This window comes from Acinetobacter sp. AB03, assembly GCF_058107045.1.
This window is the reverse complement of sequence record NZ_JBUEBA010000002.1, coordinates 488447-513178: the sequence shown is the minus strand read 5'-3', so window position 1 is coordinate 513178 and position 24732 is coordinate 488447. Positions and strand designations below refer to the sequence as shown.

The window sequence follows — 24732 nt, the reverse complement described above, 5'->3', positions numbered from 1 at the left end:
GGCTTTTTTTAGCAGTTCATAAAGGATAACAACATGGATATTAAGAATATTCCTTTCGGGATCACCAACTGGGCCGAGATACCCACCACCCGCCATACAGGTGATCAGGGTTATGCCCTATGGCGTACTCAGCAATTTGACGCGATTCGCGTACGTATGGTGGAGTATTCGGAAAACTATCTGGCCGACCATTGGTGTTCTAAAGGACATATCCTGTTGTGCTTAGAAGGCGAACTACACACCGAACTAGATGATGGTCGAACTTTTACCCTCACAGCTGGCATGAGTTACCAAGTTGCGGATCAAGCCGAAGCCCATCGCTCGTCCACCTCAAAAGGTGCCAAACTGTTTATAGTTGACTAAAACAGTTGGATATATGTCTTAACATAAAACTTTGCTATATTGATGGGGTCATGGCTTATCCATTGTGATCCTTCACTATGCAGTTCAATTCACGCTACTCCCTCCTTCCTTCAAAACTTTATCACCATCAACAGCCCTTGCCACTAAAAGGGGCAAAAGCAGGTCATTTCAATGCCGCTTTAGCAGAACAGTTGCAATGGTCTGAAGCCGACAAACAGTCTTGGGTAGAGATTTGCAGCGGACAAAAAACCTTTAGTGAATTTGAACCATTGGCAATGGTCTATGCAGGACATCAATTTGGTCAGTGGGCAGGACAGCTCGGTGATGGTCGGGGTTTATTGATCGCACAAATTCTTGATCAACATGGGCAAACCATTGACCTGCATTTAAAGGGTGCAGGTTCTACTCCTTACTCGCGTATGGGAGATGGTCGTGCGGTACTTCGCTCCGTCATTCGTGAGTATTTGGCTGGACATGCGCTGAATAGTTTAGGCGTGGCTTCAAGCAACGCGGTGGGCTTTACCTCGTCGGCTCAAGGCGTGCAGCGGGAAAAGTTGGAACTCGGTGCCATGATGTTACGTACATCAGACTGTCATATTCGCTTGGGACATTTTGAGTGGATCAATCAGTATCAACCTGATTTACTCGGCGAATTTACCCAAAGATGTATCGCATGGCATTACCCCGAGTGTTTAGATGCGGAACAACCTGTTGTGGCATTTGCAACCCAAGTGATTCAACGGACTGCGGTAATGATTGCCAAATGGCAACTGGTCGGCTTCGCACATGGAGTGATGAATACTGATAATTTAAACATTACAGGTTCAACCCTCGATTTTGGTCCTTATGGCTTTATGGAACGCTTCCGTCCGAATTGGATTAACAATCACTCCGACTACCAAGGCCGCTATACCTATCAGCAGCAGCCAAGCATTGGACATTGGAACTTATGGACATGGTTGAATAACCTCATTCCGCTTTGTCCGCAAGACTATGACAAAGAACAATGGAAGCAAGACCTTGCAGATTGCTTAGAGCACTATGAACCCACGTTCTTGGAGCACTACAAACTGGGTTTAAGTCAGAAAATGGGCTTACCTCATTTCCACACTGAGAGTTTTGACTGTGCCATGACTTTCTTACGGATTCTACAAACCGAACAGCTCGACTACACACAAAGCTTTACGCGTTTGCAAGAGCAGCAATATGAAATGATTAAAGATGACTGCCTTGACCGTCGTCAATTTGAAAGTTTCCTCGCGCAATATGAACAAATTCGTGCGAATCAAGACACAGCAGAACTTAATATAGCCATGCAACAAGCCAACCCTGTTTATATCCTACGCAATCACATGGCACAAAAAGCGATTGAGCTGGCTGAACGGAATGATTTCTCAGAAGTCGAACGCTTATTTGACCTGCTTAGCCGCCCGTTTGAGCGAAATGTAGCACTAGAGAAAGCGGAAGATTTAGCACCTTTGCCAACGGATGTTCCTGAGGTGATGGTGAGTTGTTCCTCTTAAGCATTTGGCTTAAACTGTGGATAAATTAAACAATATCCACAAGGCTTTCCACTAGAGTGATGATCAACATGTCCTTACACCTTATTGCTGCAAAAGCTGCACTTGCCCTGCCAGAAGTGACGTGTAGTCAGCCCTTTGGTGAAGGCTGTGATGTCTATAAAGTCATGGATAAAATGTTTTTGCTCAATTCATCTTTAAGTGGCGCGGCTTTAAGTAACTTAAAAGTTACGCCTGACCACGGCGCGATGCTACGTGATATTTATCCGTATATTCATGCAGGTTGGCATATGAATAAAAAGCATTGGATTTCGATATATGAAGATGAAGACTTAGATCCTGATTTAGTCATTGATCTGCTACATAGCTCTTATGAGCTCGTGGTATCCAAGCTGAGTAAACGACAAAGACAGCGAATCGCTGCGCTTCAAGCCATCACCTAAATATGTATTGAGTGAAAAAGATTGTTAATTATTCCTATTACATGTTCTAAAGCACAACCCTATCACTGCATCAAACAGGTCATGGATTTGAAGGTATATTGTCTCGGCTAAACAGTTTTTCGACGTTTTCTACGTATTGCCCATTTGAACCCAAATTTTGAAACGAAAAGTGAAATGAGGCATTCATAGATCATAAAAAAAGCCCGACATCCTGTCGAGCTTTTTCGTATTGGTTAGCTAGGTATAACTCCTGTCGTACCTCACATCCTAGTATTGAACTTATCATTTTTGTTTTATGTTTTGGAACTTCCTGTTCTCTATGACTGCATCATATAAAAAATCTTGGGACTGACCTAGACGCAATCGACTTGAATAGTTGTAAGCCAAAACGTACATGGAAAAATAAGCTTAATTAGACTTACCCCCAAAATTATCCGCAGAAATTGTGGATAGTTTTCAGGATAACCGAAGCTAAACCTGACTCCTTAAAGTTAATTTTTGAGTACTTTAAAAGCAACTTTATAGCCCACTGCTTCAATCTGTCGGAAATACAAGCACTCTTTTCTCAATTTTGCCTATTTAATTATCTATACATATCAATCCGAAAAGTTGAAGTATGAGAGTAGCTCACTCTCCACCCAAGTTAATCAGCAGGTCATGCCAAACCTCAGATAAAGACCCATTGAGAATCAGTAAAATCTTGTTCATTTTCATATTCAGTTGCTGATTTGAATATCGACTCATCGACTTTGTCTAAAACAAACGTAAAAGTAAAAAGACAAATTAAAACATTATTTTAGATACTTATAATTCACCCATGAACCAGAACCCTAAATGATCAAAAACCCAATAAAAAAAGGACTCAATATGAGTCCTTTTCAACATCATCACTTGCGCTTTAGCTCTTCTTCGCCTTCAATGTTTTAAATAACACAAATAACACGAGGATCCACACAGGAAGCATCAACACGGAAAGCATAAAACCCTGATTCCACATGATATATAAAATCATCAGCATAAACACTAAAACAAAATAATTGCTAAACGGTGCAAATAACGCTGGAAACTTAGTTTGAATGCCCTGCTTTTTGATACTCTGTCTAAATTTAAGATGGATCAAACTGATCATCATCCAATTCAACACCGCAGCACTGACCACAATATAAATCAGATAACTGAGCGCTTTTTCAGGCAAAAAGTAATTCAACAGCACGCAACCAAAAATCAGTAATGCTGAAAATAAAACAGCCGCAATCGGTGTCCCTTGCCGATTCACCTGCTTAAAAACTTGCGGGGCATTGCCCTGTTCGGCCAGACCTAATAGCATGCGACTATTGGCATACATCCCACTATTACAAACAGAAACCGATGCCGTCAGAATAATAAAATTGAGTAAATGCGCTGCCCAATCAATGCCTATTTGCTTAAAAATCAGTACGAATGGGCTTTTATCTAAGCCCCCCAAATCCAATTGATTCCAAGGCACCAGAGACAAAAGAATCGCCAGCGAGCAAATATAGAATAGGAAAACCCGAATCACCGTTTGATTGACGGCTTTTGGAATGTTCTTTTCAGGATCTTCGGTTTCCGCAGCCGCCATACTGATCAACTCAATACCGCCAAAGGCAAACATCATAAAGGCCAGCATATAAAACAAGCCTTCAAAGCCATGTGGGAAAAACCCGCCATGTACCCATAAGTTCGTGACGGATGCAGTTGAACCGACATCAGCCGTCAACAACAGATAAATCCCGAAGATGATCATGGCGATAATCGCCACAACTTTAATCATCGACAGCCAAAACTCAGACTCCGCATACAGTTTGACATTGGCAAGATTGGCCAGTGTGATCACCACAAAAAACACCAGCACCGAGACCCACGCAGGAATATGTGGCCACCAGTAATTCACATATTTACCAATCGCGGTCAGCTCAGTCATCACCACTAAGATGTACAGCACCCAGTAGTTCCAGCCCGTTAAAAAGCCTGAAAACCGCCCCCAATATTTAAAAGCAAAGTAGCTAAATGAACCCGTCACTGGCTCATGCACAATCATCTCACCGAGCTGACGCATAATTAAAAATGCAATCAAACCGCCAATCATATAACCCAAAATAATCGATGGGCCAGCAGATTCAATAATATGTGCTGAACCTAAGAACAGCCCTGTGCCAATTGCTCCACCCATGGCGATCAACTGGATATGGCGGTTCTTTAAACGGCGCTGAAGTTTAGGCGTCTCGCTGCTCAAAACACATGCTCATCTGATAAAAAAATGAATTGTACCGCTTGCACAGACGATCAACCAGTCTTGTCCTTTTAAATTGCAGATTGCTCGGTTTCATTTCACAAGCTAGAGGTTTAAGCGAACTGCTGATTTCGATTGCCGCCTTTGCTTGAATCCCATAAAAAAAGCGGATAAGCCTAGGCTTATCCGCTTCTTCTATCGTTCAGAAAACTGAATTAATCTTCAGGATATTCAAAACGGTAGCCTACTCCATATACCGCCTGAACCCATTCATGACGGTTGCCTGTTTCAGCTGCATCCGAAATCTTACGACGTAAGTTCTTAATATGACTATCAATCACACGGTCAGCCACTTCAAAGCTGTCTGGGTTGATATGATCCAGTAGCTGTGCACGTGAATAAACTTGACCCACATGCTCTAAAAACAACTCCAGTAAACGAAACTCGGTCGGTGTTAGGTTTAAAGGCTTTTGTTGATACCAAATACGTTGCTGCGCTTTATCCATACGGAACAAAGACTGATCTTCAGGCTCAGCCTTACGCTCTAAACGGCGTAACACAGCTTGGACACGCGCTACCAATTCTTTCGGGCTAAAGGGTTTACACACATAGTCATCTGCTCCCATGTTCAAGCCAAGCACGCGGTCAATTTCTTCGGTGCGTGCGGTGACCATAATAATCGGCAAATCCGACTGTTCACGGACTTTACGGCAAATGGTCAAGCCATCCATACGCGGCACCATCAAATCTAAAATCATCAGACTCGGTTTACGCTGCGTAAAGCTATCAAATGCGTCCTGACCATCGTGAAACATACTGACTTCAAAGCCCGCTGCTTCAAGATAATCGCGGACCAATTGTGCAAGTTCTACTTCATCTTCAACCAGCATAATATGTTTCATACATACTTCCTTTTGTGTTTCATTTTTTTGGGAACGTTAACTTGCAACGTAAACCACCCAAAGGCGAATGATCAAAACTCAATTCGCCGCCTAAAGCCTGTGCCAGTTTAGCCGATAAAGCCAAACCTAAACCCGTACCACCGGTGCTCCGCGTACGCGAGTCATCGACTCGGTAGAAACGCTCACCGAGTCTTGCTAGTTGCTCATCACTTAAACCATAAGGACTGTCATCAACATAGACCGTCCAAGATGTTGTGGACTGTTCCGTATGAACTCGAACCTGACCACCTGCTTCGGTATAACGAATGCTATTACCCAACAAATTGACCATGATTTGCTTAAAGCGGTCAATATCAAGTTGTAACTCAGCGCCCTCACCTTCGACACTGATGCTTAAATGGGCCTGTTCAAATTTGGGCTTAAAGTTTTCCACTTCTTGCTCAATTACCGTCCAAGGGTTCACGGTTGCAAAGTAACAGTTTAATTGCTGTGCTTCCGCTTGTGCCAAATCGGCCAAATCATGCGTGAGTTTTTTCAAACTGGTGACTTGGCGTAACATCGATTCAAAATGCTCAGGCGTTGGCTTTCGAATCCCGTCTTGCATAGCTTCGATCTGCGCTTGTAACACGGCCAGCGGTGTTTTCAACTCGTGTGAGGTATCTGACACCCATTGACGACGTGAAATTTCATGCTGATCTAAAATCACCGCCAGTTGGTTCAGTTCATTGGACAAATCACCTAGCTCATCGTTTCGATTCACTTTAACTTGATGCTGAAAATTACCCTTGGTTAATTCACGCGTACCATTTAACAAGCGTTGAATCGGTGTCTTAAAATAAGTCGCAAGTAACAACGCAGCAATTAAACTGGCAAAAACGGTTAAACCATAGACCAGTAATAAATAACGCTTTTGATTACTAAAGAAGTTGATACTCAACGCATCATCTTGATCGAGGACTGGTTTCAGCCCCAAGTAGCCCACCACTTGGTTATTCACCACAATAGGACGGAAAGAAACTTGATCATCCGAAGGTTCACCGACCACGAACTGACGCTGCGTATCGTATAAAGACAAACGCGAGCTAAGACCTAAACGGTCAGGCGTGGAAATAAACTGTTTTTTGCCTGTGTTTTGTTTGCTCTCTTGTTCAATCTCTTCTTTTTTACGATCTGGACGGAAAACATTTTGATTAGCGCTGAGCGGGAACTTTAAACCTTCAAAGGGTTGAAACTCCGAAGGTAAGTTTTCCTCCAAAGCTTGCAGTTCTTGTTCGGTTAAAATCTGTTTTTCATGTTTGACTTCAGTGGTAGAGACATCACTGAGTAAGGTTTTGGTATTTTCTTTAAAATAACGCTGTTGCAAAGCAATGTCGTACTGGCGACGTAACCACCAACGAGAGAGACGGTCATAATCATCTGGCGCAGCATGTCCTTCAATCTGCAAAATTTGCGCTTGAATGGCATTGCCCCAGTCATGATAAGTGCTATAAACGCCTGCTAAGTTATCAATCAGATGATCGAGCTTTTGCATTTCCACGTCCGCCACATATTTGGCAAAATTCTTTTGCATCGTCCAATGCAACACACCTAAACTCACCGTGGTAATCACCAAAGTGGTCAGCAATACAGTGAGGAATAAGCGTAAAGCAATCGGTACGCGGCGAATCTTCAAAAGCAATCTCTCGGTCATTCTTTTGCCTTGTTATTGTATAGAACACTGCATCAAAAAACTCTCCATTGTTTCTACATCTTTATTATTTAATCTTTAATCATCCAAAATGACATGCTCTTGTATGGGGGAGTTGTAGAATGAATAAGATGACAAAAATTGCTTTAGCCACTGCCAGCGTTTTATTTGTAGGTGCGTTGACAGCCTGTCAATCTACCCAAGCACCAAAAGATATGGAGCAGTCGCAACATATGCATGGTCATTATCAGAAAGACCGTCACATGACACCTGAACAACGCGAACAATTTGAAAAAATGCGTACTGAACGTAAACAAGTCATGCAAGACATTAAAAAAGCCTGCGATGGCAAAGCGGTGGGTTCAGCAGTCCAAGTCAAAGCAGGTGAGCAAACACTAGAAGGTACATGTGCGATTTCATTTAAACCTAACCGTGATGAAATGAAACGTGGTGAACATCGCCCAATGCGTGGCGATCAAGCCGATCGTGGTGAATTCCGTGGTATGCATATGCAACGCGGCGAACCACTAACCGATGCGAAACGTGCTGAGTTAACTCAGCAATACGATCAACGTTTAGCTGAACGTCAAGCGCGCCAACAAGCTGCGACCAAAGCCTGCCAAGGTCAAACCGATGGTAAAGCCGTGCAGTTAAAAGTTGGCACACAAACAGTAGATGGCAAATGTATCGTTCACTTCCAACCTAAAGCTCCTGTTTCAGCACCCAATAAGGCTGCTTAAACCACTCTAAAAAGTATAAATAGATCAAAAAGGCGCAAATTGCGCCTTTTTTATTGGACATAACTTTTTACGCTTTTTGACTATTTATGTCATGCCAAAAGCAGCAAAACTGTTTACACTCAGTGCACTTAGCGATTTTGAATAATATTTATTTGACTTTACAGTCACCAAGAAAAGCACCCGAACCGCTTGTACCAAATTAGAAGATGTTGCACGATTAAGTTATTCCAATCCGTGTCAAAGAAGACACGTTTTTATGTTTATTAGGATTATAAGCTGGTTAAACCAGTATTGAGGAAACCGATATGCCACAATACAAAGCGCCCTTACGTGATATGCAATTCGTACTGCATGAGCTATTGAATGCAGAAGAACACTATTCTAAATTGCCTGCATTTCAGGAAACCGTAAGCCGTGAATTGGTTGACCAATATTTAGAAGCTGCTGCAGATTTCTGTGAAAACGAATTGTCTCCAATCAACCAAAGCGGCGACCGCGAAGGTTGTACTTGGAATGATGGCGTTGTAACCACACCAACAGGCTTTAAAGAAGCGTATCAAAAATATATCGAACTTGGCTTCCCTTCTCTTTCTGCTGAAGAGCAATACGGCGGTCAAGCCTTACCTGTTTCTTTAGGTAACGTGATTTCAGAAATGGTCGGTACTGCAAACTGGGCATGGGGTATGTACCCTGGTCTTTCTCACGGTGCAGTTCGTACTTTAGAACATCACGGTTCAGCTGAACAAAAAGATGCTTACTTACCAAACCTTGTTTCAGGTGTTTGGACAGGCACGATGTGCTTAACAGAATCTCACGCTGGTTCTGACTTGGGTATTATCCGCACGAAAGCTGAGCCACAAGCTGACGGTAGCTATGCAATCACGGGTGAGAAAATCTTTATCTCAGCGGGTGAACATGACATGGCTGAGAATATTGTTCACATCGTTCTTGCTCGTCTTCCTGGCGCACCAAAAGGCACCAAAGGTATTTCTTTATTCATCGTACCGAAGTTTAACTTAAACGCAGACGGTACTGTGGGTGAGCGTAACGCTGTACGTTGTGGTTCTATCGAACACAAAATGGGTATCCATGGTAACTCAACTTGCGTAATCAACTTTGATAATGCAAAAGGCTTCCTGATTGGCCCTGAAAACCGTGGCTTAAACTGCATGTTCACTTTCATGAACACCGCACGTATTGGTACTGCTGTTCAAGGTCTTGCTGCATCTGAAGGTGCATTCCAAGGTGCATTAACCTATGCGAAAGACCGCTTGGCAATGCGTTCTTTGACAGGTCCTAAAGCACCAGAAAAAGAAGCCGATCCAATTATTGTTCACCCTGCTGTTCGTAACATGCTGTTAACTCAAAAAGCATTTGCTGAAGGTGGTCGTGCACTGGTTTACTTATTGTCTCTACATGCGGACGTGGTTGAACAAGGTGCAACTGAAGAAGAGCGTAAATCTTCTGACAACATCTTGTCACTGCTTACGCCAATTGCAAAAGCATTCTTGACTGAAACGGGTTCTGAATCTGCAAAACACGGCGTTCAAGTGTTTGGTGGTCACGGCTTTATTTCAGAGCATGGCATGGAACAAATCGTTCGTGATACACGTATTGCGTGTTTATACGAAGGGACAACTGAAATCCAAGCGCTTGACTTGTTAGGTCGTAAAGTTTTGGGTACTCAAGGTGCAATGTTGAAAGACTTCACTAAGATTATTCACAAATTTGTTGAAGCAAACAAAGACAATGCTGCAATGAAAGAGTTTGTTGAACCTCTTGCTGCTCTAAACAAAGAGTGGGGCGACTTAACCATGCAAATTGGTATGAAAGCAATGCAAAACCCAGATGAAGTGGGTGCTGCTGCGGTCGATTACCTCTACTTCTCTGGTTATGTAACGCTTGCTTATCTATGGGCACGTATGGCACTTGTGGCTCAAGAAACATTGGCTGCAGGTACAACTGACGTTGACTTCTATAATGCGAAAGTCACGACAGCTCGTTTCTACTTCAAGAAGATTCTTCCACGTGTTCGCTCACACGTTGACGTGATTGCTGGTGGCGTAGAACCGTTACTCGCATTAGATGCAGAGCACTTTGCATTCTAAGTAGTTAATAACTAAATCGATATTCGAAATAGTTGTACTCAAGAGTACAGAAATGAAAAAGGACAGTCATAGCTTTGGCGGTCCTTTTTCTTTATAAATAGAGCGTTATTTCGCTTGGGTCATCTGATAACACTCTCCATTGTTAATTAAGCTGCCCTAAGTCTACAGAGATTTAAACAATAAACAGGTGAACGAACATGCCAATTTATAATGCCCCACTTGCGGATATGAAGTTTATCCTCAATGACGTTTTCAATGCAGATCAGTTCTGGCAGTCTAATGAAAATCTAGCTCATGTAGACAGTGCGACGGCTGAAGCGATCCTCGAAGAAATGGCTAAATTTGCGCAAAACGTAACCCTGCCTTTAAACCGTACAGGTGATGAAGAAGGCGCAACATTTAGCAATGGTGCAGTGACTACCCCTGCTGGTTTTAAAGAAGCGTTTAAGCAGTATGCTGAAGGCGGCTGGATTGGCTTAGCGGCTGATGAGGAATGGGGCGGTCAAGGCATGCCAAAAATGCTGACGGTTCTTGCAGATGAAATGCTGTTCGCAACTAATCCATCATTCATGCTCTACCCGCTTCTTTCTGTCGGTGCAGGTATGGCGCTGAACAGCTACGCATCGCAAGAACAAAAAGAAACCTATTTACCTAAAATTTACTCAGGCGAATGGTCTGGGACCATGTGTTTAACTGAGCCACATGCAGGTACAGATTTAGGCATTATCAAAACTAAAGCTGAACGTAACGAAGACGGCACCTATAACATTACAGGGACCAAAATCTTTATTACTGGCGGTGACCACGACTTAGCTGAAAACATCATTCACTTGGTTCTAGCGAAAACACCAGATGCACCTGCGGGTTCACGTGGTATTTCACTCTTCATCGTACCTAAATTCTTAGTGAATGCAGATGGTTCTGTAGGCGAGCGTAATGCGGCAGGTCCAGGTTCAATTGAACACAAAATGGGGATCAAAGCGTCTGCAACTTGTGTAATGAACTTTGACGGTGCCAAAGGTTACTTGGTGGGTAAAGAAAATGAAGGCCTTGCGGCAATGTTCGTGATGATGAACTACGAACGTTTGTCGATGGGTATTCAAGGTTTAGGCGCATCTGAATTTGCTTACCAAAATGCTGCACAGTACGCAACAGACCGCCTACAAGGTCGTAGCGCGTCGGGTGTTCAATCGCCAGCTAAACCTGCGGACAGCATTTTAGTTCATGGTGATGTGCGTCGTATGTTGCTGAATGCACGTGCGAACAATGAAGCATCTCGTGCCTTTGCAGTTTACGTGGGTCAGCAACTGGATATCACTAAGTTCTCAACAGACCCTGAAGCTGTGAAAGCAGCCAATGACCGCGTTGCACTGTTAACTCCTATTGCAAAAGCGTATTTAACCGATACTGCATTTAACGCAGTAATTGATTCACAAATGGTCTTCGGTGGTCATGGCTATATTCGTGAATGGGGCATGGAGCAATGTGTACGTGACTTACGTATTGCACAAATCTATGAAGGCACCAACGGCGTTCAGTCTCAAGATTTAATCGGTCGTAAAACCATTAAATGTGGTGGTGCCTTCATCGCAGACTACATTACTGAAATCCGTGACTTTGCTAACAGCTTAGATGCAGACCTAAACTTCATTAAAGATGCAACACTCGATGCAGCAACTGAAGTGGAAGAAGTGACCAAGTATATCCTTGAACGTGCTGCTGAAAGTGCAGAGTTCCCGAATGCAGCAGCAGTAGATTACTTACATGCAGTCGGCCTACTCAGCTTTGCCTATATGTTTGCAAGAATTGCCAATGCTGCAAAAGCTAAAGATGGTGACTTCTATCAAAACAAACTGGCGCTTGCAGCTTATTTCGCTCAACGTATTTTGCCTGAAATCGACTTACGTATTGCAAAAGTAAAAGCAGGTGCAGAAGTCATCATGAATTTCTCTGAAGACTATTTCACTAGCCAAGCTTAATCGCTTAAAGACTGAATAAAAAAACGCCTGCTTCGTCAGGCGTTTTTTTATTACTCAGCTTTATTTTTGCTTTTATACGTCATGTGCATGAAATTTGCTTATGATGCAATAAACCACCATCAACATATCAGGAGGCAGCCATGACTAACCGTGACCCTAAAATAGAGAAAATAGAAACCCTCCTCGATAAACTGGGCAATACTGCAGTAGAAAGCTTTCACTATGTGGCTTTATTTATTATTGGCTGTATGGTGATTTGGTCGGCAGGACATACCGTTTATGAGATCCTGACCATTAAACAATATGCCTCAATTGATGATATTTTGCTGTTATTCATCTACCTCGAACTGGGCGCAATGGTCGGTATCTATTTTAAAACCAACCACATGCCTGTCCGCTTTTTAATTTATATCGCCATCACTGCCCTCACCCGACTTTTAATTTCCGATATCCAGCATGACCACAAAGCGGATATGGATTTGGTGATTATTACGGGTTCAATTTTAATTATGGCGATTGCAATCTTGGTGGTCCGTTATGCATCGTGGAATTATCCTTCAGTAATTCGGGATAAACATGCCGACAAGCCTTTACCTGAAGGAAAAACACCACGCCCACAAGATGATGAACTCGCTTAATTCTTTATTGACCACTAAAAAACCCTCCGTCTAAACAACGGAGGGTTTTCTGTATCAGTCAAAGATTCATTTATTTTGAATCAGGTTCTAAAGCGTAGCGTCCATTTTCATAGATCCAGTGCATGCCTTCAGGTGGGTCTGGCAGTCCTAAACGTCGCCAATCGGTAATCAACACATAATCACGGCTTTCGATACTGGAGTCGCCATCCCCATACACATAGCTATTGGTTTCCTGACTATAGGTTGAATAGCTGGGTGCTCGGTAAATAATACTCACACCCGGTCGCATCGGATATCCGCCATGTGGTGGATGGTGTGGAGGTGGTCTGTGATGGGGGGGCTCAATTTGAGGCGGTGATGTAGGTCTGGGCATTGCTCCTTGATACGGCCCAGCATAGGTTGGGAAACGCTGCGTTTGCGAAGTCAGCGGTTTTCCATAATAACGCGTCGCTGGTTGAGCAAAACTCAGTGCAGGAAATAAGCTGAGTAAACTTATTCCATAGATTATTTTTAAATATTTCATCATCTTCTTCCTCCACTGAGGTGAATATTATTATTTTAAACCTATTTTATGGATAAAAAATGTACAAGTTATCAATTTTAGATCACTAGCCATTATCACCGCTATAAGGTTTGAAGCAGGATTTCTTTGAAAAGCAAAAAATGCATGAGTTTTCAGTTTATAATTAATCTTTGTTTATAAATGTATTGGATGAACAATCGTGGCTGAATTAAGTTTTGATCGACTCTATGAATATTTTGCAAAAGTGCCCAGTATTCAAAAAAATCTGATTGATGCTTATGGCACAGATGGAAAAAGTGCATGGTGGTTTAAGTTTCAAATTGATGTAGATCATCCTTTGGCATGGCAAACGGTACAAGAGCTGGGACATGTACTGAACTATATTTCTAGAAATGAGCGCCTACCGACGCAGTTTTTACCTGTGTCACCACCGCCGTATATGAATGGTGAAGCCAAGCAATTCTTGGCATGGGTCATTCAGTGTAACCATCCTGATTTTCCACCCGATGTCATTTGTGACTGGTTAGAAGCACGTCTACCGAGCCCAGTGGATGATGCCGAAAAATGGAAAATCAAAACCGATCTACATGAACTCGATAAGATGACCGATAAAGATTTGGATCAAATCATCCCGCCGAATCCTGAACAGTAAGTCCAAATAAAAAAAGCGCATATTGCGCTTTTTCTATTTTAGTTTTTCTCTTACCTAGCTGTGCTACGCCTTTTCTAACAAGGAAAAAAATCTCTAAAACGTCGATAAACCACTCCACTCCATAAAGCGGTATAGCCCATATTTGAGTTTTGACTCATCTTTATATTGCTCATAGCCCACACTCATTTGACGACCATTTAAGTTCGACCATGCCCCATCAAAATATTGCTGTGCATCTGTAAACACCGCTGCATTAGACTGGCCAATCACACGCAAATTGGTCTCTAAGTTATAATTCTTCAAATTCCGTGCGGTAAAATTCGCTGAACCTAAAATGAGCTCTGCTTCTTGTGCATGGCGTTTTAAAATCATTTTGCTATGACACTGCTCTCCTTGAGTATTACACCACCGCACTGTAATACCGGCATCGTTAAGCTCAGACGCAACTTGACGGTTGGGGATTCCATTCTTTTGACGACCAAATGCATCTTTATTTGGGTCGAGTAAAATCCGAAGTTTAACACCGCGATTCTGCGCATCTTTTAAAGCATTGATAATTTGACGCTCAGATAAATAGAACATCGCCAAATCAATCTGATCATTGGCTTTTGCTGTATTCAACAAATTGAGGGTTGCATCTAGGATTGCTTTTTCAGTCAGCACCTGCACCTGAGGCTGCGATGGATTTCCTGCAATTTCGCCCAAAATCACCATCGGTACATCGCCCTGAGACATGTGAGCCACAGTTTGCTCTGTTTTCAACACATCAATTGCGGTATTGCCTGTCACCAACAGCGCTACATTGGAATGTCGCGAACTTCCATCATGTGGATTCGCCGATGTGACCAAGGTTTTCCAACCTTCAACGGTATCGACCACCAAAGTTTTGCGGTGATTGGCTTTAAAGTTAAATAAGTTGAGATAACTACGTAGAGTGATTTTTTCATCCCCAAACGGGTTTTTTAACCACCCACCGTCGGGATTATTGCCTGCGTTTTGACAACAGATATACCAAAAACCAGACCAAATGGGATTCGATGCGCGGAGCGGACGTAAATCGGTTTCAATTACATCCACGCCTGCCTGACGTAACTTACGGTAATGCTCAGGTAATAGCCCACCATATACCGAGTTAATCGGGTCAGTAATGACTTTGATTCCAATATTCGGATGCAAGCTTCGCTTGACAATCAACGCATCGGTTAGCTGACGAGTCAAAGCACGTTGTGATGCTTGAGATGTCCCCACTTCATCATTAAACAAGAACATATCCAACACAATCGTGGTTTGTGCATCTTCAATCAGTTTAAACACTGCGTTGAAAATATGATGATCTTGTTGCTGTTTGCCTTGTACATCGATGTAGGTTTGATCTGCAATAAATTTGACATCGGCATGACGTAACTTGCCAGTATAGTCCAGCCCATCAGGCAGTGGTTTAACGCTATGGTAAACTGCAGACGTTAAATAAGTCAGAGCCAATAAACCCACCACGACACCGACATAACGGGTCGATGTCCAGTTGAGCTTTTGATGTAATTTTCGAAAGATACGCATAACAAAAAACCTAATCCAATATACTCAGACTAGGTTTTATTGTTTGATTTTTCAAGAGGATTTCTGTTGTCAATGTTTTGGCAACCTCTCCCTAAACTCTCATTTAAGGAGAGGTTGGGTTGAAGCTTGAAATAGCACCTTAGAAACTAAAGTCGAGTCCGACCGTGAAGTTACGCCCCACTTGTGGAATGGTCGATAAGAAAGAAGTATGCGAATAAACCGTCTCATCTAAGAGGTTATTGACTTTGAAATACACGCGATAATCATTGCCCTGCATATACTGACCATTATACGCCAAGCCCAGATTCACCATGTTATAGCCCTCGGTTTCGGTCTCATAGCTTGCAATTCGATCTTGCTCAAACACATGGTAGTACTCTGCTGTTCCTGACCACGTGCCACTAAAGTTCGCATTCACTTTTGTTCCTAAACGGCCAGCAGGCACCCGTGGAGCATTTTCATTGTCAATTTTGCCACGTACATAGTCACCAAAGACACTCATTTTATAAACATCATTGATGGCATAAGAGGCTTCTGCTTCAGTCCCATAAAAACGCGCTTTGTCTTGGGTGTAGTCCACTAGACGGAAGTTTTCGTAAAGGTAGGCAGTTTGAGCATAAATGTAGTTGTCATACCAGTTGTGGTAAATATGAACGTGATAATCAATTTTATCCGTATCGTAATGGAAACCTAACTCTAGGTTATTAGACTTTTCGACATCGAGATTTTCATTGCCACGCTCATAGGTATTGGTTGCAAGATGCTTACCATCGGCATAAAGCTCTTGCGCCAAAGGTAAACGCTCTTGATGTGACCCGACCAAAGACAGTTTATAGTTCGGTGCAAACATCCAATTCACAGCACCCGAATAAGACACGGCATAATCATCATAGTCTTTTCGATCTGACTCAATATCAATGGTCTGCTGATCGACACGTGCCCCTAACTCAAAATGGAAGTCATTCCACTGCTTGTGTTCTAAACCAAACACGCTCCACTTTTGCGTCTTGGTCGGTTCTAAAATAGACTCTTCACCCGTGATATCTAGTTTTTGTTGATTGTACTGTACGCCAACCACACCTTCCCAATCCGCAATCGGCTGATGCACCATTTCTAGACGCGCATCATAACCTTTACTTTTAAAGGTAGTTGCAACGCTATCACCTTCAATTTCATCATGTTGGTAGTCGGTATAACTGGCATGGGCACGTAACTTCTCAAATCCTGCAATCGGATTTAAAATTTCTGTACGGAAGTCATAACGCTCCGACTTTAAGTCAACCCAAGGCCCTGCCTCATGTTCGTCGCCATAATCTTCCTCACCACATCCCATTAATAAATTACCTGATACAGTACAAATTTCATATTCATGGCTGTGCCCAGGTAAACCGTACTGATCTTGACGGTTGGTATAAGCAATACCCGCAAAACCACGATCACCAATCCATGAACCACCAACACTGATAGTTTCGCCTTTGGCAAAGGTATTTCCGACACGACGTTCTTTTTCGAGTTCCCCCTCATGCTCATGGAAATAGTTCGGCGCAATATAGTCATTCGCTTCACGCTTTGAACCTTCAACCCGCAAAGCAAACTGACTCCCCAAAGCAACCGTCGCCCCAGCGCTGGCCAACTTTTCATCACTGCCAGAGTTGTAGCGTAATCCAGCCGTACCTTCTAAACCTTTTTCAGGCATGCTGGTTGGAATTTTTTGATCGGTGACATTGACCAAACCGCCTACGGTGCCTGCACTGTATAACAGGGTTGAAGGGCCACGGATGATTTCAATTTGCTTGGCCAAAATCGGATCGACCGTCACGGCATGGTCTGGCGATAAACTCGAGACATCGGCTGTTTCTGAAGCATGTTGTAAGACTTTCACGCGTGGGCCATCTTGACCACGAATCACGGGTCGACTTGAACCTGAACCATACTGATTTGAATATACCCCCAACTCATCGGCCAAAGCATCCCCAATAGTCGGTGCACGTTCTTTTAAACTTTTTTGCTCGATAACCTGATCGGCGACTGCAAAATCAGCAGCGGTCTGAACGAGTGGATGTGCTTGGCTGGTCAACGTTTCAAGTTGTTGTGTTGTTGTGTCATCTGCAAAAACGGCAGGTGTGGCCACCGCCAAAATAGAGAGCGTTATCAAATTTTTCAAATTTTTATGGAAAGACATGGAACTCACTCAAGCGTACAATTTTTGAATATTGTTATAATATAACATTTCAAATTCATTGCAATAAAAAACATTCCAATCATAGAAAAAAGATAAACTTCCCTATCCATCTAAGTCGATGCCAACGCCAACAGATCAATGCCCTTTACCATTTCACATGCTGTTCTCGCGCCTCCTCTAGCCAAACTCAGTGGTGACCGATTACCCATTGCTGCCATTGCTATTGGTAGTATGACCCCTGATCTTTATCGACTGTTTACACAAGCCAATTCAAATACGACCCACTACTGGACTTCACTGATTCACCCCGATCTTTGGATTGGACTCAGTTTTTGTGTTTTGTGGTACGCGCTATTGCGGCCCTGTTTTTATCGTTTTTTAGGTATTCAGCATGAGTTAATGCTCAGCAGTATGCTGCGTTTTTTTAAATTTTCTATGGCCGTTATTCTTGCGATACTGCTGGGTACAGCAACGCATCTGTTATGGGATGGACTCACCCATGCTGACTTCCGCACCTTGTTCGGACATGAGTTTCTAAGCCAGAAGGTCTCACTGTTAGGGCAATATTATCCGCTACACCGCATTTTACAAATTGGCACATCAGCACTGGCCCTCCCCTTGTTGGCGTGGATGAGTTGGCGCTATTACCGAACCTATCAGCAACATTTTCCTGTCAGTCTAAAAATCAAACGCTTTGCGATGGGGCTTTTCATACTGAGCCTGTTGGGTGGTTTAGTCAGTGTTTGGGACTATGCACGTTATATCCCCACGCAAGTTTGGCAGTCAGACCTGTATTATTTTACTGGGCGAAGTATTAATGAGTTTAGCCAAGTCGCTTTGCTAATTCTAATCTTTGGCTGCATTCTGTTTTTATTTTTAGATCGAGACTATCGTTTAGGCTGAATTTAAACCAACGTTTAAATGCTATTTCCAGCCTTTTTTAAGCTATACCTTGAGAGTCAATGCCCAAAGAGGCATAATCCTACCTTTATTTCTGGCGGTACGCTGTTTACGTATTCGCTACCTTTAGCCATATAGTTGGATTTTTAACGCCATGATGCGAACTCATTACTGCGGTTCTTTAACCGAAACTCAAATTGATGAAACAGTAACCCTCTGCGGTTGGGTACACCGTCGCCGTGACCACGGTGGTGTCATCTTCCTTGATATGCGTGACCGTGATGGTCTTGTGCAAGTGGTTATTGACCCAGACACTCCTGAAGCATTCGCAACTGCAGACAAAGTACGTTCAGAATTCGTATTAAAAATTACAGGTCGTGTACGTCGCCGTTATGAAGGCACAGAAAATGCCAATATGGTGAGCGGTCAAATCGAAGTGTTGGGTAAAGAAATCGAAGTTCTTGCTGCATCAGAAACTCCGCCGTTCCCATTGAATGACGACAACACCAATATTTCTGAAGAAATTCGTTTGAAATACCGTTTCTTGGACATCCGTCGTCCTGAAATGTTAGATCGGTTACGTTTCCGTTCTAAGCTAACCAACCTCATTCGTAACTATTTCGAAGACAATGGTTTCTTAGACGTTGAAACTCCGATTTTAACCCGTGCAACGCCTGAAGGTGCGCGTGACTACTTAGTGCCAAGCCGTGTTTCAAATGGTAGCTTCTACGCACTTCCACAATCACCACAATTATTCAAACAATTGTTGATGGTGGGTGGTATCGATCGTTACTACCAAATCGCAAAATGTTTCCGTGATGAAGACTTACGTGCCGACCGTCAGCCAGAATTCACCCAGATCGACGTTGAAACATCGTTCATGAGTGACGATGACATCATGGATTTAATGGAAACGTTGACGGTTAAGATGTTCAAAGAACTTCTTGACGTTCAATTCGATAAATTCCCACGCATGACTTATACAGATGCTATGCGTGACTATGCATCGGACAAACCAGACTTACGTATTCCTTTGAAATTGGTTGACGTTGCAGACCTGATGCAAGACGTTGAATTCAAAGTATTCGCAGGTCCTGCTAAAGATCCTAAAGGCCGTATCGTTGCATTACGTGTTCCAGGTGCAGGTTCTTTACCACGTAGCCAAATTGATGAATACACGAAATTTGTCGGCATCTACGGTGCAAAAGGTTTAGCGTACATCAAAGTAAACGAGCTTGAAAAAGGCATCGAAGGCTTACAATCTCCAATCGTGAAATTCATCGAGCCGATCGTGCTTGATCTATTGAAACGTGTTGGCGCAGAAAATGGCGATATCGTGTTCTTCGGTGCAGACAAAGCTAAAGTTGTGAACGATGCCATGGGTGCTTTACGTATTAAAGTCGGTCATGACTTAAAAATGTCGACTTGCGAGTGGGCACCGCTTTGGGTGGTTGACTTCCCAATGTTTGAAGAAACAGATGATGGCAAATGGACTTCTGTTCACCATCCATTCACACTGCCTAAATCAAGCGTTGAAGATGTGAAAAATAACCCAGGTGCTGCGCTTTCTGTGGCTTATGACATGGTGTTAAACGGTACCGAAATTGGTGGTGGTTCACTACGTATTCATAACCTAGAAATGCAAAAAGCAATCTTTGAAGCTTTAGGTATTGGTGAAGAAGAAGCTGAAGAGAAATTCAGTTTCTTACTCAACGCATTACGTTACGGTGCTCCTCCGCATGGTGGTTTAGCATTCGGTCTAGACCGTTTAGTCATGCTCATGACGGGTGGTGCTTCTATTCGTGATGTGATTGCATTCCCGAAAACCAAGACTGCTGAATGTCCATTAACGCAAGCGCCTGCACCAGTTGAATCAAATCAACTACGTGATTTAGGTATTCGCTTACGTGAAAAACCAAAAGCTGAAGAAACTAAATAATCTTTAGATTTTGATTAAAGAAACCCTGCCATGCGCAGGGTTTTTTCATTCAAGACCAGACCATCCATTCCATAGATATTATTTTCGCTTCAAATTTTCCAAAATTTCTTTTGAACTTTTGATCTATCCCCCTTACAGTGATTCACGATAGTCTATATTTTATTGCAGCAGTTCTGGCACTGAATCACTCTATTGATTTATTCATTTATTTTGTTCTTAAGACGCTCATCTTTTTTTGATTTTATCTATCTTAGATTTTTAAGTCTCTTTGCAAAATTTTCTCTCATCTCATCTTTTAAAAAGATTTCTGAGTCAAAATATGGCTATTTATTATCTACTTAAAATCATCTCACTTTTTCCATTGTCCTTTTTACAATACATCGCACGCGGAATTGCGCACCTGCTTTACTATAGTGACTCTTCAATCAAGCGTATCACCACCATTAATGTTCAGTTGGCCTACCCTGAACTTGACCCAATAACACTCCAGAAACGCGTTCATCTCAGTATTCAAAGCCAGTGTCAGACCTATATTGAATTTTTAAAATGTTGGGGAATGCCTCCACAATACAACCTAGATTTATTGAAAAACATTCATGGTGAATCTGTTCTAACCGAGGCTTTAGCCAATAAAAAAGGCGTGATTGTGGTCATTCCGCATTTTGGTTGTTGGGAGCTGTTAAATGCATGGTTAAATGTCTATACGCAACCGATGATCATGTATAAACCCTATAAAATTAAAGGAATTAACCGCTATATTCTAGCTGCACGGCAAAAGTTTAATGCAACCCTTGTTCCTACTGATGAAAAAGGTATCCGCAGTATCTTCAGACACTTAAAACAAGGTGGGCTGACGGTGATTTTACCGGACCATCTACCCAAACCTAGTGGCGGTATTTATTCATATTTTTTCCAGCAGAATACTTTGTCCACGACACTGGTCTCTAAAATGGCGGCTAAAACGCAATGCAATGTGATTGGATTAAGTTGTATTCGTAATGCTGACGCAGCGGGTTTTGATGTGTACTGTACTGAGTTATCTCAAGATATTTTATCGAAAGATCTACAACAGTCTGTAGATAGTTTAAACCTTGCTATGCAAGATATAATTAACCAAGCACCTGAACAATATATTTGGTCCTATAAACGTTTTCGAAATTGTTATGGCAACATCAATGCTTATCAGATACAGCCACCAAGGTAGACTCCACAAACCAGCATGTGATTTCAAGAATTTCGAAAGAATAATTTATGCTATTTTCTAACGGCCTGAATAGAATACTTTTATTCATTTGAGATCAATTCTCAGCAGTGGCATAATAGCGCACTGTTTTAGATAAGTTGTGAGCAACCAAATGGCTATGCGTCCTGAAGTCCGTCGTCGTGGTATTGTGCTAATTGTTTTTGCAATCGTGCAATGGTTTTTCATGCGCTATATTCTAGACAATCAATTATTTAATTTAACCACCTATGACCGTATTGTCTTTTTCTGTGTAAGTAGCCTTGCGGGTGCTTTTGTCATTTTTGTCGGTTTAATTTATATGGTCTTAAAAGGAAATGCGGATAAGGAGTAATTATCCGCCCTTTCACTCAATAATTATAAATATTTCGCTGTGAAGATGTTTTCTAACTCTTCATGTCTATCATATTGATGAACAAATAGAGGGGTTGTTCCATCTAAATTTAAAAGGATGGCATCCTCATTTAAATTTATTTTATCAACATTCATAACACCTAATGTTGCAATTTTAGACTCTAAGGGCTGACATAAGTGCAATGCAGAAAATGCACCAGAATACAATAACTTGTTATGAATACCTTGATCGTAATTCGATCTCACCATCGTATAGTAAGGCAAGCTCATAAATTCATTGATCATTACATCAAGATATTTGCTCATAGACTGATAATCACCGAAGGTTACCCCAGCACAAGAAATCTGTTTATCAGCAATTTCTTTCAGATAGTTTTTACCATAAACATCACTAATCCACTTAATATGAAAAGAATCTTTACCTAATAGTAAACTCTTATCTTCCATTCCTAAAAAGAGCCCATCCTGATTTAGCTCGTTCAAATCACCCTGAACAATTACATCTCGAGTATCAGTCAGCACGACATGACTAAAATTATTGCGCTGCAAATAATCATAGTAATCAAAAAAACGAGAAACATGAGGCGGTGCAAGAAAATAGATAAAATCTTTCTTAAGTTTAGGTTCTGAAGAGACAATAAATTTACTTAAAAAACGAATACATTTCTTGAAGTTTTTACTAATGCTCTTAGAGCTACTGAAGGTTCCTATCTTAGAGTCCACAAACTCTAAACTAAACTTATAATTCGTTCTGTTTTTGAAAAAATCTTTATATTCAGTAACCTGAGATCCATTTAAAAATAAAGTTACGACACCTGTATAATTTGTCCGAGATATACTGTTAAGAAATAATTCAACTTTGTCGGGTGAATAACCTGTTGCTGCTCCCATAATAACAGGGCGAAATTCGGAACACTTTTCCATAAAAACAGACTACTAAAAATTCAGGAATAATTTTATCTTATCAAGCAAGCCATTTGTTTGTCTAAATTTTTTAAATATTCCAAACCAATTGTTTTTGCCTAAATAGTTTAACTGGATCATATCTGGATTTCTCAATTTTGATAAGAGATAAACTCCTTGATCATCATCAACCAAATTCTTATTAAGCAATTCCATTTGGCTACGTAAGATTAGATTGTAAAAATCTGGCCATTTTTCAACACTACCAACGATACCGCCACCAATGATATAAGGTACATTACCTAAAATTGAGTTAAGTACATTAGCTTCACTGAATTCGAATTCTTCCGCAATGGTAAACAAGTGTATTTTTGAAGTATCGAAGCTATAGTTCCATTGTCGTAGCTTGCTTAAAGTTTTTTTATCTCGACAGTATCCAAAATCCAACCAAGCAACTAAATCTGTCGTGACTAAATTTTTCTTGATAGATTCATAAACAAAATAGGACTTTAAATTATTGACCAATACATAATAAGGAGACCAATATTCGGGATTTCGTAGCTGCTTATCATCTACCTTTGAACGAAAATGTTCATCATTCTGTATCACGTCTATTCTTTCTAAAACAGATGAAAATTTTTCTTTAAGGTCAATAGAAATAACAGTCGTCGGTTTACCTTCTCGAATTTCTAAAACTTTTTCCACAAAATCAGATGAAGTATAGACAATGAAAGGATTATCTAATTCAGCAAGGTTTTTAAAGTATTCAAAATATTGAGACGTAGGCCGATGTAAATAACCAGGATGTCCCTTATCTTTAGTCCAATCTCCGCGACCAATATCGAAAAAAGCTGTCACAATCGTTATATTTGGCTCTATCATGATATTCATAAATGATAAAAAAAGAGAAAAATATATTATAGTTTAAGTCACTTATGTAAAATAGTGAAAATTTATTAATCATAGGTACAATCTAAGTGGACATCGAAAGAATTGCTATCATCACCCCTCTATTTAATGAAGAAAGAAATATATTAAATTTTATTCAATGCTTAGTAGACCAAAAAAATAAAAACTTTCATGTATATTTTATTGACGATGGCTCTACTGACTCAACAGTTTCACTATTGAATCAAAACTTAAAATCAAATATTTTTTCGTACACTATCATTAGTCAAAAAAACCAAGGAGCAGCCCAAGCTAGACTAAATGCAATAAAAATAGTAAAAGAGGAATACTGTTTAATTATTGATTGTGATGACTCTATATCAAATGATATGATTAACAATATAATTAATGTAATAAAAAATTCTAAAGTAGATACTATTGTTTTTGATGTAATGATGCAAGATAAATCTGGTAAATATGAAGCTCTTCCCTGCTTTGATGAAAGCAGAAATATTTATAATGGTTTTGAATGTTTAGAAAACTCTATAGGAGGATGGAAAATCTCTGGTTTCATGTGTACGAAAAAGAATATTTTTTTAAAAAGCTATGATCTTTATCACACCTTAAATACCAAAAAAGAAAACTTTTTGAATAATGATGAAATAATAACCAGATTAAATTTCTTACACTCAGAAAAGGTTATAAAGATAAATTCAATTTATTATTATCAATACAACCCAAACTCCACAACCAAGAAAATTAATCAAAAAATGCATTACATTATAAATAATGCAATTATCTTACATAAGCTATTAAATAAATACCCAATTCAAAATAAAATTGATAAAGAGCTTTTTTCAACATTATGGGGAATAAAAAAATATATATCAAAAAACAATAAACAAATTCAAGAAAAACAAGAATGGATTTACAGCTTAAAAAAAGGCTGTAATTATATATTAA

General features: G+C 41.0%; 21 protein-coding genes. 13 read left to right on the top strand and 8 right to left on the bottom strand.

Features of this window, described 5'->3' with window-relative positions:
* Positions 1–33 precede the first annotated feature (33 nt).
* From ACY3FQ_RS02805 to ACY3FQ_RS02795, 3 genes are all read left to right on the top strand, one after another.
* Positions 34–363: a DHCW motif cupin fold protein gene (locus ACY3FQ_RS02805; protein ID WP_489773604.1), complete on the top strand. Its 330-nt coding sequence runs from the start codon at positions 34–36 to the stop codon at positions 361–363.
* A 77-nt stretch (positions 364–440) separates the two neighbouring features.
* Positions 441–1886, top strand: a complete 1446-nt coding sequence (locus ACY3FQ_RS02800) for a protein adenylyltransferase SelO (protein ID WP_428870051.1) — start codon at positions 441–443, stop codon at positions 1884–1886.
* Between the two features lie 68 nt (positions 1887–1954).
* Positions 1955–2326 (top strand): MmcQ/YjbR family DNA-binding protein, encoded by a 372-nt coding sequence (locus ACY3FQ_RS02795; protein ID WP_489773603.1) that lies wholly within the window; start codon positions 1955–1957, stop codon positions 2324–2326.
* Between the two features lie 898 nt (positions 2327–3224).
* Here the strand turns inward: ACY3FQ_RS02795 and ACY3FQ_RS02790 are convergent.
* The 3 genes from ACY3FQ_RS02790 to baeS form a co-directional block, all read right to left on the bottom strand.
* Positions 3225–4580 (bottom strand): amino acid permease, encoded by a 1356-nt coding sequence (locus ACY3FQ_RS02790; RefSeq protein WP_308469522.1) that lies wholly within the window; start codon positions 4578–4580, stop codon positions 3225–3227.
* Between the two features lie 212 nt (positions 4581–4792).
* The gene (locus tag ACY3FQ_RS02785) at positions 4793–5479 is read right to left on the bottom strand and encodes a response regulator (RefSeq protein ID WP_004983596.1); all 687 of its coding nucleotides are present in this window, start codon (positions 5477–5479) and stop codon (positions 4793–4795) included.
* A gap of 19 nt (positions 5480–5498) precedes the next feature.
* Entirely contained in the window at positions 5499–7151 is a 1653-nt protein-coding gene (gene baeS, locus ACY3FQ_RS02780) for a sensor histidine kinase efflux regulator BaeS (RefSeq protein ID WP_428870331.1), read from the bottom strand.
* Positions 7152–7288: 137 nt separating this feature from the next.
* On the opposite strand from baeS, the gene ACY3FQ_RS02775 reads away from it, so the two are divergent.
* From ACY3FQ_RS02775 to ACY3FQ_RS02760, 4 genes are all read left to right on the top strand, one after another.
* A complete protein-coding gene (locus ACY3FQ_RS02775; protein ID WP_428870054.1) occupies positions 7289–7906 on the top strand; it encodes a hypothetical protein in 618 nt (205 codons plus the stop codon).
* A gap of 305 nt (positions 7907–8211) precedes the next feature.
* A complete protein-coding gene (locus ACY3FQ_RS02770) occupies positions 8212–10014 on the top strand; it encodes an acyl-CoA dehydrogenase C-terminal domain-containing protein (RefSeq protein ID WP_004983590.1) in 1803 nt (600 codons plus the stop codon).
* Positions 10015–10211: 197 nt separating this feature from the next.
* Positions 10212–11993 carry an acyl-CoA dehydrogenase C-terminal domain-containing protein gene (locus tag ACY3FQ_RS02765; RefSeq protein ID WP_428854227.1) on the top strand — a complete coding sequence of 594 codons (1782 nt, stop codon included), beginning with the start codon at positions 10212–10214 and terminating at the stop codon, positions 11991–11993.
* Positions 11994–12133: 140 nt separating this feature from the next.
* Entirely contained in the window at positions 12134–12631 is a 498-nt protein-coding gene (locus ACY3FQ_RS02760; RefSeq protein WP_004983586.1) for a phosphate-starvation-inducible protein PsiE, read from the top strand.
* A gap of 70 nt (positions 12632–12701) precedes the next feature.
* Here ACY3FQ_RS02760 and ACY3FQ_RS02755 read toward each other — a convergent pair whose 3' ends face one another.
* Positions 12702–13157 (bottom strand): RcnB family protein, encoded by a 456-nt coding sequence (locus ACY3FQ_RS02755; protein ID WP_227518523.1) that lies wholly within the window; start codon positions 13155–13157, stop codon positions 12702–12704.
* Between the two features lie 196 nt (positions 13158–13353).
* Here ACY3FQ_RS02755 and ACY3FQ_RS02750 point away from each other — a divergent pair, with 196 nt between their 5' ends.
* Complete coding sequence (locus ACY3FQ_RS02750; protein WP_178928483.1) at positions 13354–13806, top strand: hypothetical protein; 453 nt, start codon at positions 13354–13356, stop codon at positions 13804–13806.
* A 93-nt stretch (positions 13807–13899) separates the two neighbouring features.
* Here the strand turns inward: ACY3FQ_RS02750 and ACY3FQ_RS02745 are convergent, their stop codons facing one another.
* Both ACY3FQ_RS02745 and znuD read right to left on the bottom strand, forming a co-directional pair.
* Positions 13900–15363, bottom strand: a complete 1464-nt coding sequence (locus ACY3FQ_RS02745) for a phospholipase D family protein (RefSeq protein ID WP_489773602.1) — start codon at positions 15361–15363, stop codon at positions 13900–13902.
* Positions 15364–15502: 139 nt separating this feature from the next.
* The gene (gene znuD, locus ACY3FQ_RS02740; RefSeq protein ID WP_489773601.1) at positions 15503–17545 is read right to left on the bottom strand and encodes a zinc piracy TonB-dependent receptor ZnuD; all 2043 of its coding nucleotides are present in this window, start codon (positions 17543–17545) and stop codon (positions 15503–15505) included.
* Between the two features lie 138 nt (positions 17546–17683).
* Between znuD and ACY3FQ_RS02735 the strand changes: the two genes are divergently transcribed.
* From ACY3FQ_RS02735 to ACY3FQ_RS02720, 4 genes are all read left to right on the top strand, one after another.
* Complete coding sequence (locus ACY3FQ_RS02735; protein WP_489773600.1) at positions 17684–18448, top strand: DUF4184 family protein; 765 nt, start codon at positions 17684–17686, stop codon at positions 18446–18448.
* Between the two features lie 151 nt (positions 18449–18599).
* The gene (gene aspS / locus ACY3FQ_RS02730; RefSeq protein ID WP_489773599.1) at positions 18600–20384 is read left to right on the top strand and encodes an aspartate--tRNA ligase; all 1785 of its coding nucleotides are present in this window, start codon (positions 18600–18602) and stop codon (positions 20382–20384) included.
* Between the two features lie 319 nt (positions 20385–20703).
* Positions 20704–21588: a lysophospholipid acyltransferase family protein gene (locus ACY3FQ_RS02725; protein ID WP_489773598.1), complete on the top strand. Its 885-nt coding sequence runs from the start codon at positions 20704–20706 to the stop codon at positions 21586–21588.
* A gap of 151 nt (positions 21589–21739) precedes the next feature.
* A complete protein-coding gene (locus ACY3FQ_RS02720; protein WP_004983573.1) occupies positions 21740–21958 on the top strand; it encodes a hypothetical protein in 219 nt (72 codons plus the stop codon).
* A 23-nt stretch (positions 21959–21981) separates the two neighbouring features.
* Here ACY3FQ_RS02720 and ACY3FQ_RS02715 read toward each other — a convergent pair whose 3' ends face one another.
* Both ACY3FQ_RS02715 and yibB read right to left on the bottom strand, forming a co-directional pair.
* Entirely contained in the window at positions 21982–22902 is a 921-nt protein-coding gene (locus tag ACY3FQ_RS02715) for a hypothetical protein (protein WP_159153249.1), read from the bottom strand.
* Positions 22903–22914: 12 nt separating this feature from the next.
* Complete coding sequence (yibB, locus tag ACY3FQ_RS02710; RefSeq protein WP_489773597.1) at positions 22915–23763, bottom strand: protein YibB; 849 nt, start codon at positions 23761–23763, stop codon at positions 22915–22917.
* Between the two features lie 95 nt (positions 23764–23858).
* On the opposite strand from yibB, the gene ACY3FQ_RS02705 reads away from it, so the two are divergent.
* Positions 23859–24732 (top strand): glycosyltransferase family A protein (locus tag ACY3FQ_RS02705; RefSeq protein ID WP_489773596.1); only part of this gene is annotated, 874 nt, incomplete at its 3' end.

Excerpts from the sequence above, each read along its gene's own strand:
- ACY3FQ_RS02725 (WP_489773598.1), top strand. The coding sequence starts at position 20,704 with ATGGCTATTTATTATCTACTTAAAATCATCTCACTTTTTCCATTGTCC.
- ACY3FQ_RS02765 (WP_428854227.1), top strand. The coding sequence starts at position 10,212 with ATGCCAATTTATAATGCCCCACTTGCGGATATGAAGTTTATCCTCAAT.
- yibB (WP_489773597.1), bottom strand. The coding sequence starts at position 23,763 with ATGATAGAGCCAAATATAACGATTGTGACAGCTTTTTTCGATATTGGT.
- ACY3FQ_RS02715 (WP_159153249.1), bottom strand. The coding sequence starts at position 22,902 with ATGGAAAAGTGTTCCGAATTTCGCCCTGTTATTATGGGAGCAGCAACA.
- ACY3FQ_RS02760 (WP_004983586.1), top strand. The coding sequence starts at position 12,134 with ATGACTAACCGTGACCCTAAAATAGAGAAAATAGAAACCCTCCTCGAT.
- ACY3FQ_RS02720 (WP_004983573.1), top strand. The coding sequence starts at position 21,740 with ATGGCTATGCGTCCTGAAGTCCGTCGTCGTGGTATTGTGCTAATTGTT.
- ACY3FQ_RS02770 (WP_004983590.1), top strand. The coding sequence starts at position 8,212 with ATGCCACAATACAAAGCGCCCTTACGTGATATGCAATTCGTACTGCAT.
- ACY3FQ_RS02745 (WP_489773602.1), bottom strand. The coding sequence starts at position 15,363 with ATGCGTATCTTTCGAAAATTACATCAAAAGCTCAACTGGACATCGACC.
- znuD (WP_489773601.1), bottom strand. The coding sequence starts at position 17,545 with ATGTCTTTCCATAAAAATTTGAAAAATTTGATAACGCTCTCTATTTTG.
- ACY3FQ_RS02755 (WP_227518523.1), bottom strand. The coding sequence starts at position 13,157 with ATGATGAAATATTTAAAAATAATCTATGGAATAAGTTTACTCAGCTTA.
- ACY3FQ_RS02735 (WP_489773600.1), top strand. The coding sequence starts at position 17,684 with ATGCCCTTTACCATTTCACATGCTGTTCTCGCGCCTCCTCTAGCCAAA.
- ACY3FQ_RS02800 (WP_428870051.1), top strand. The coding sequence starts at position 441 with ATGCAGTTCAATTCACGCTACTCCCTCCTTCCTTCAAAACTTTATCAC.
- ACY3FQ_RS02805 (WP_489773604.1), top strand. The coding sequence starts at position 34 with ATGGATATTAAGAATATTCCTTTCGGGATCACCAACTGGGCCGAGATA.
- aspS (WP_489773599.1), top strand. The coding sequence starts at position 18,600 with ATGATGCGAACTCATTACTGCGGTTCTTTAACCGAAACTCAAATTGAT.
- ACY3FQ_RS02785 (WP_004983596.1), bottom strand. The coding sequence starts at position 5,479 with ATGAAACATATTATGCTGGTTGAAGATGAAGTAGAACTTGCACAATTG.
- ACY3FQ_RS02795 (WP_489773603.1), top strand. The coding sequence starts at position 1,955 with ATGTCCTTACACCTTATTGCTGCAAAAGCTGCACTTGCCCTGCCAGAA.
- ACY3FQ_RS02775 (WP_428870054.1), top strand. The coding sequence starts at position 7,289 with ATGAATAAGATGACAAAAATTGCTTTAGCCACTGCCAGCGTTTTATTT.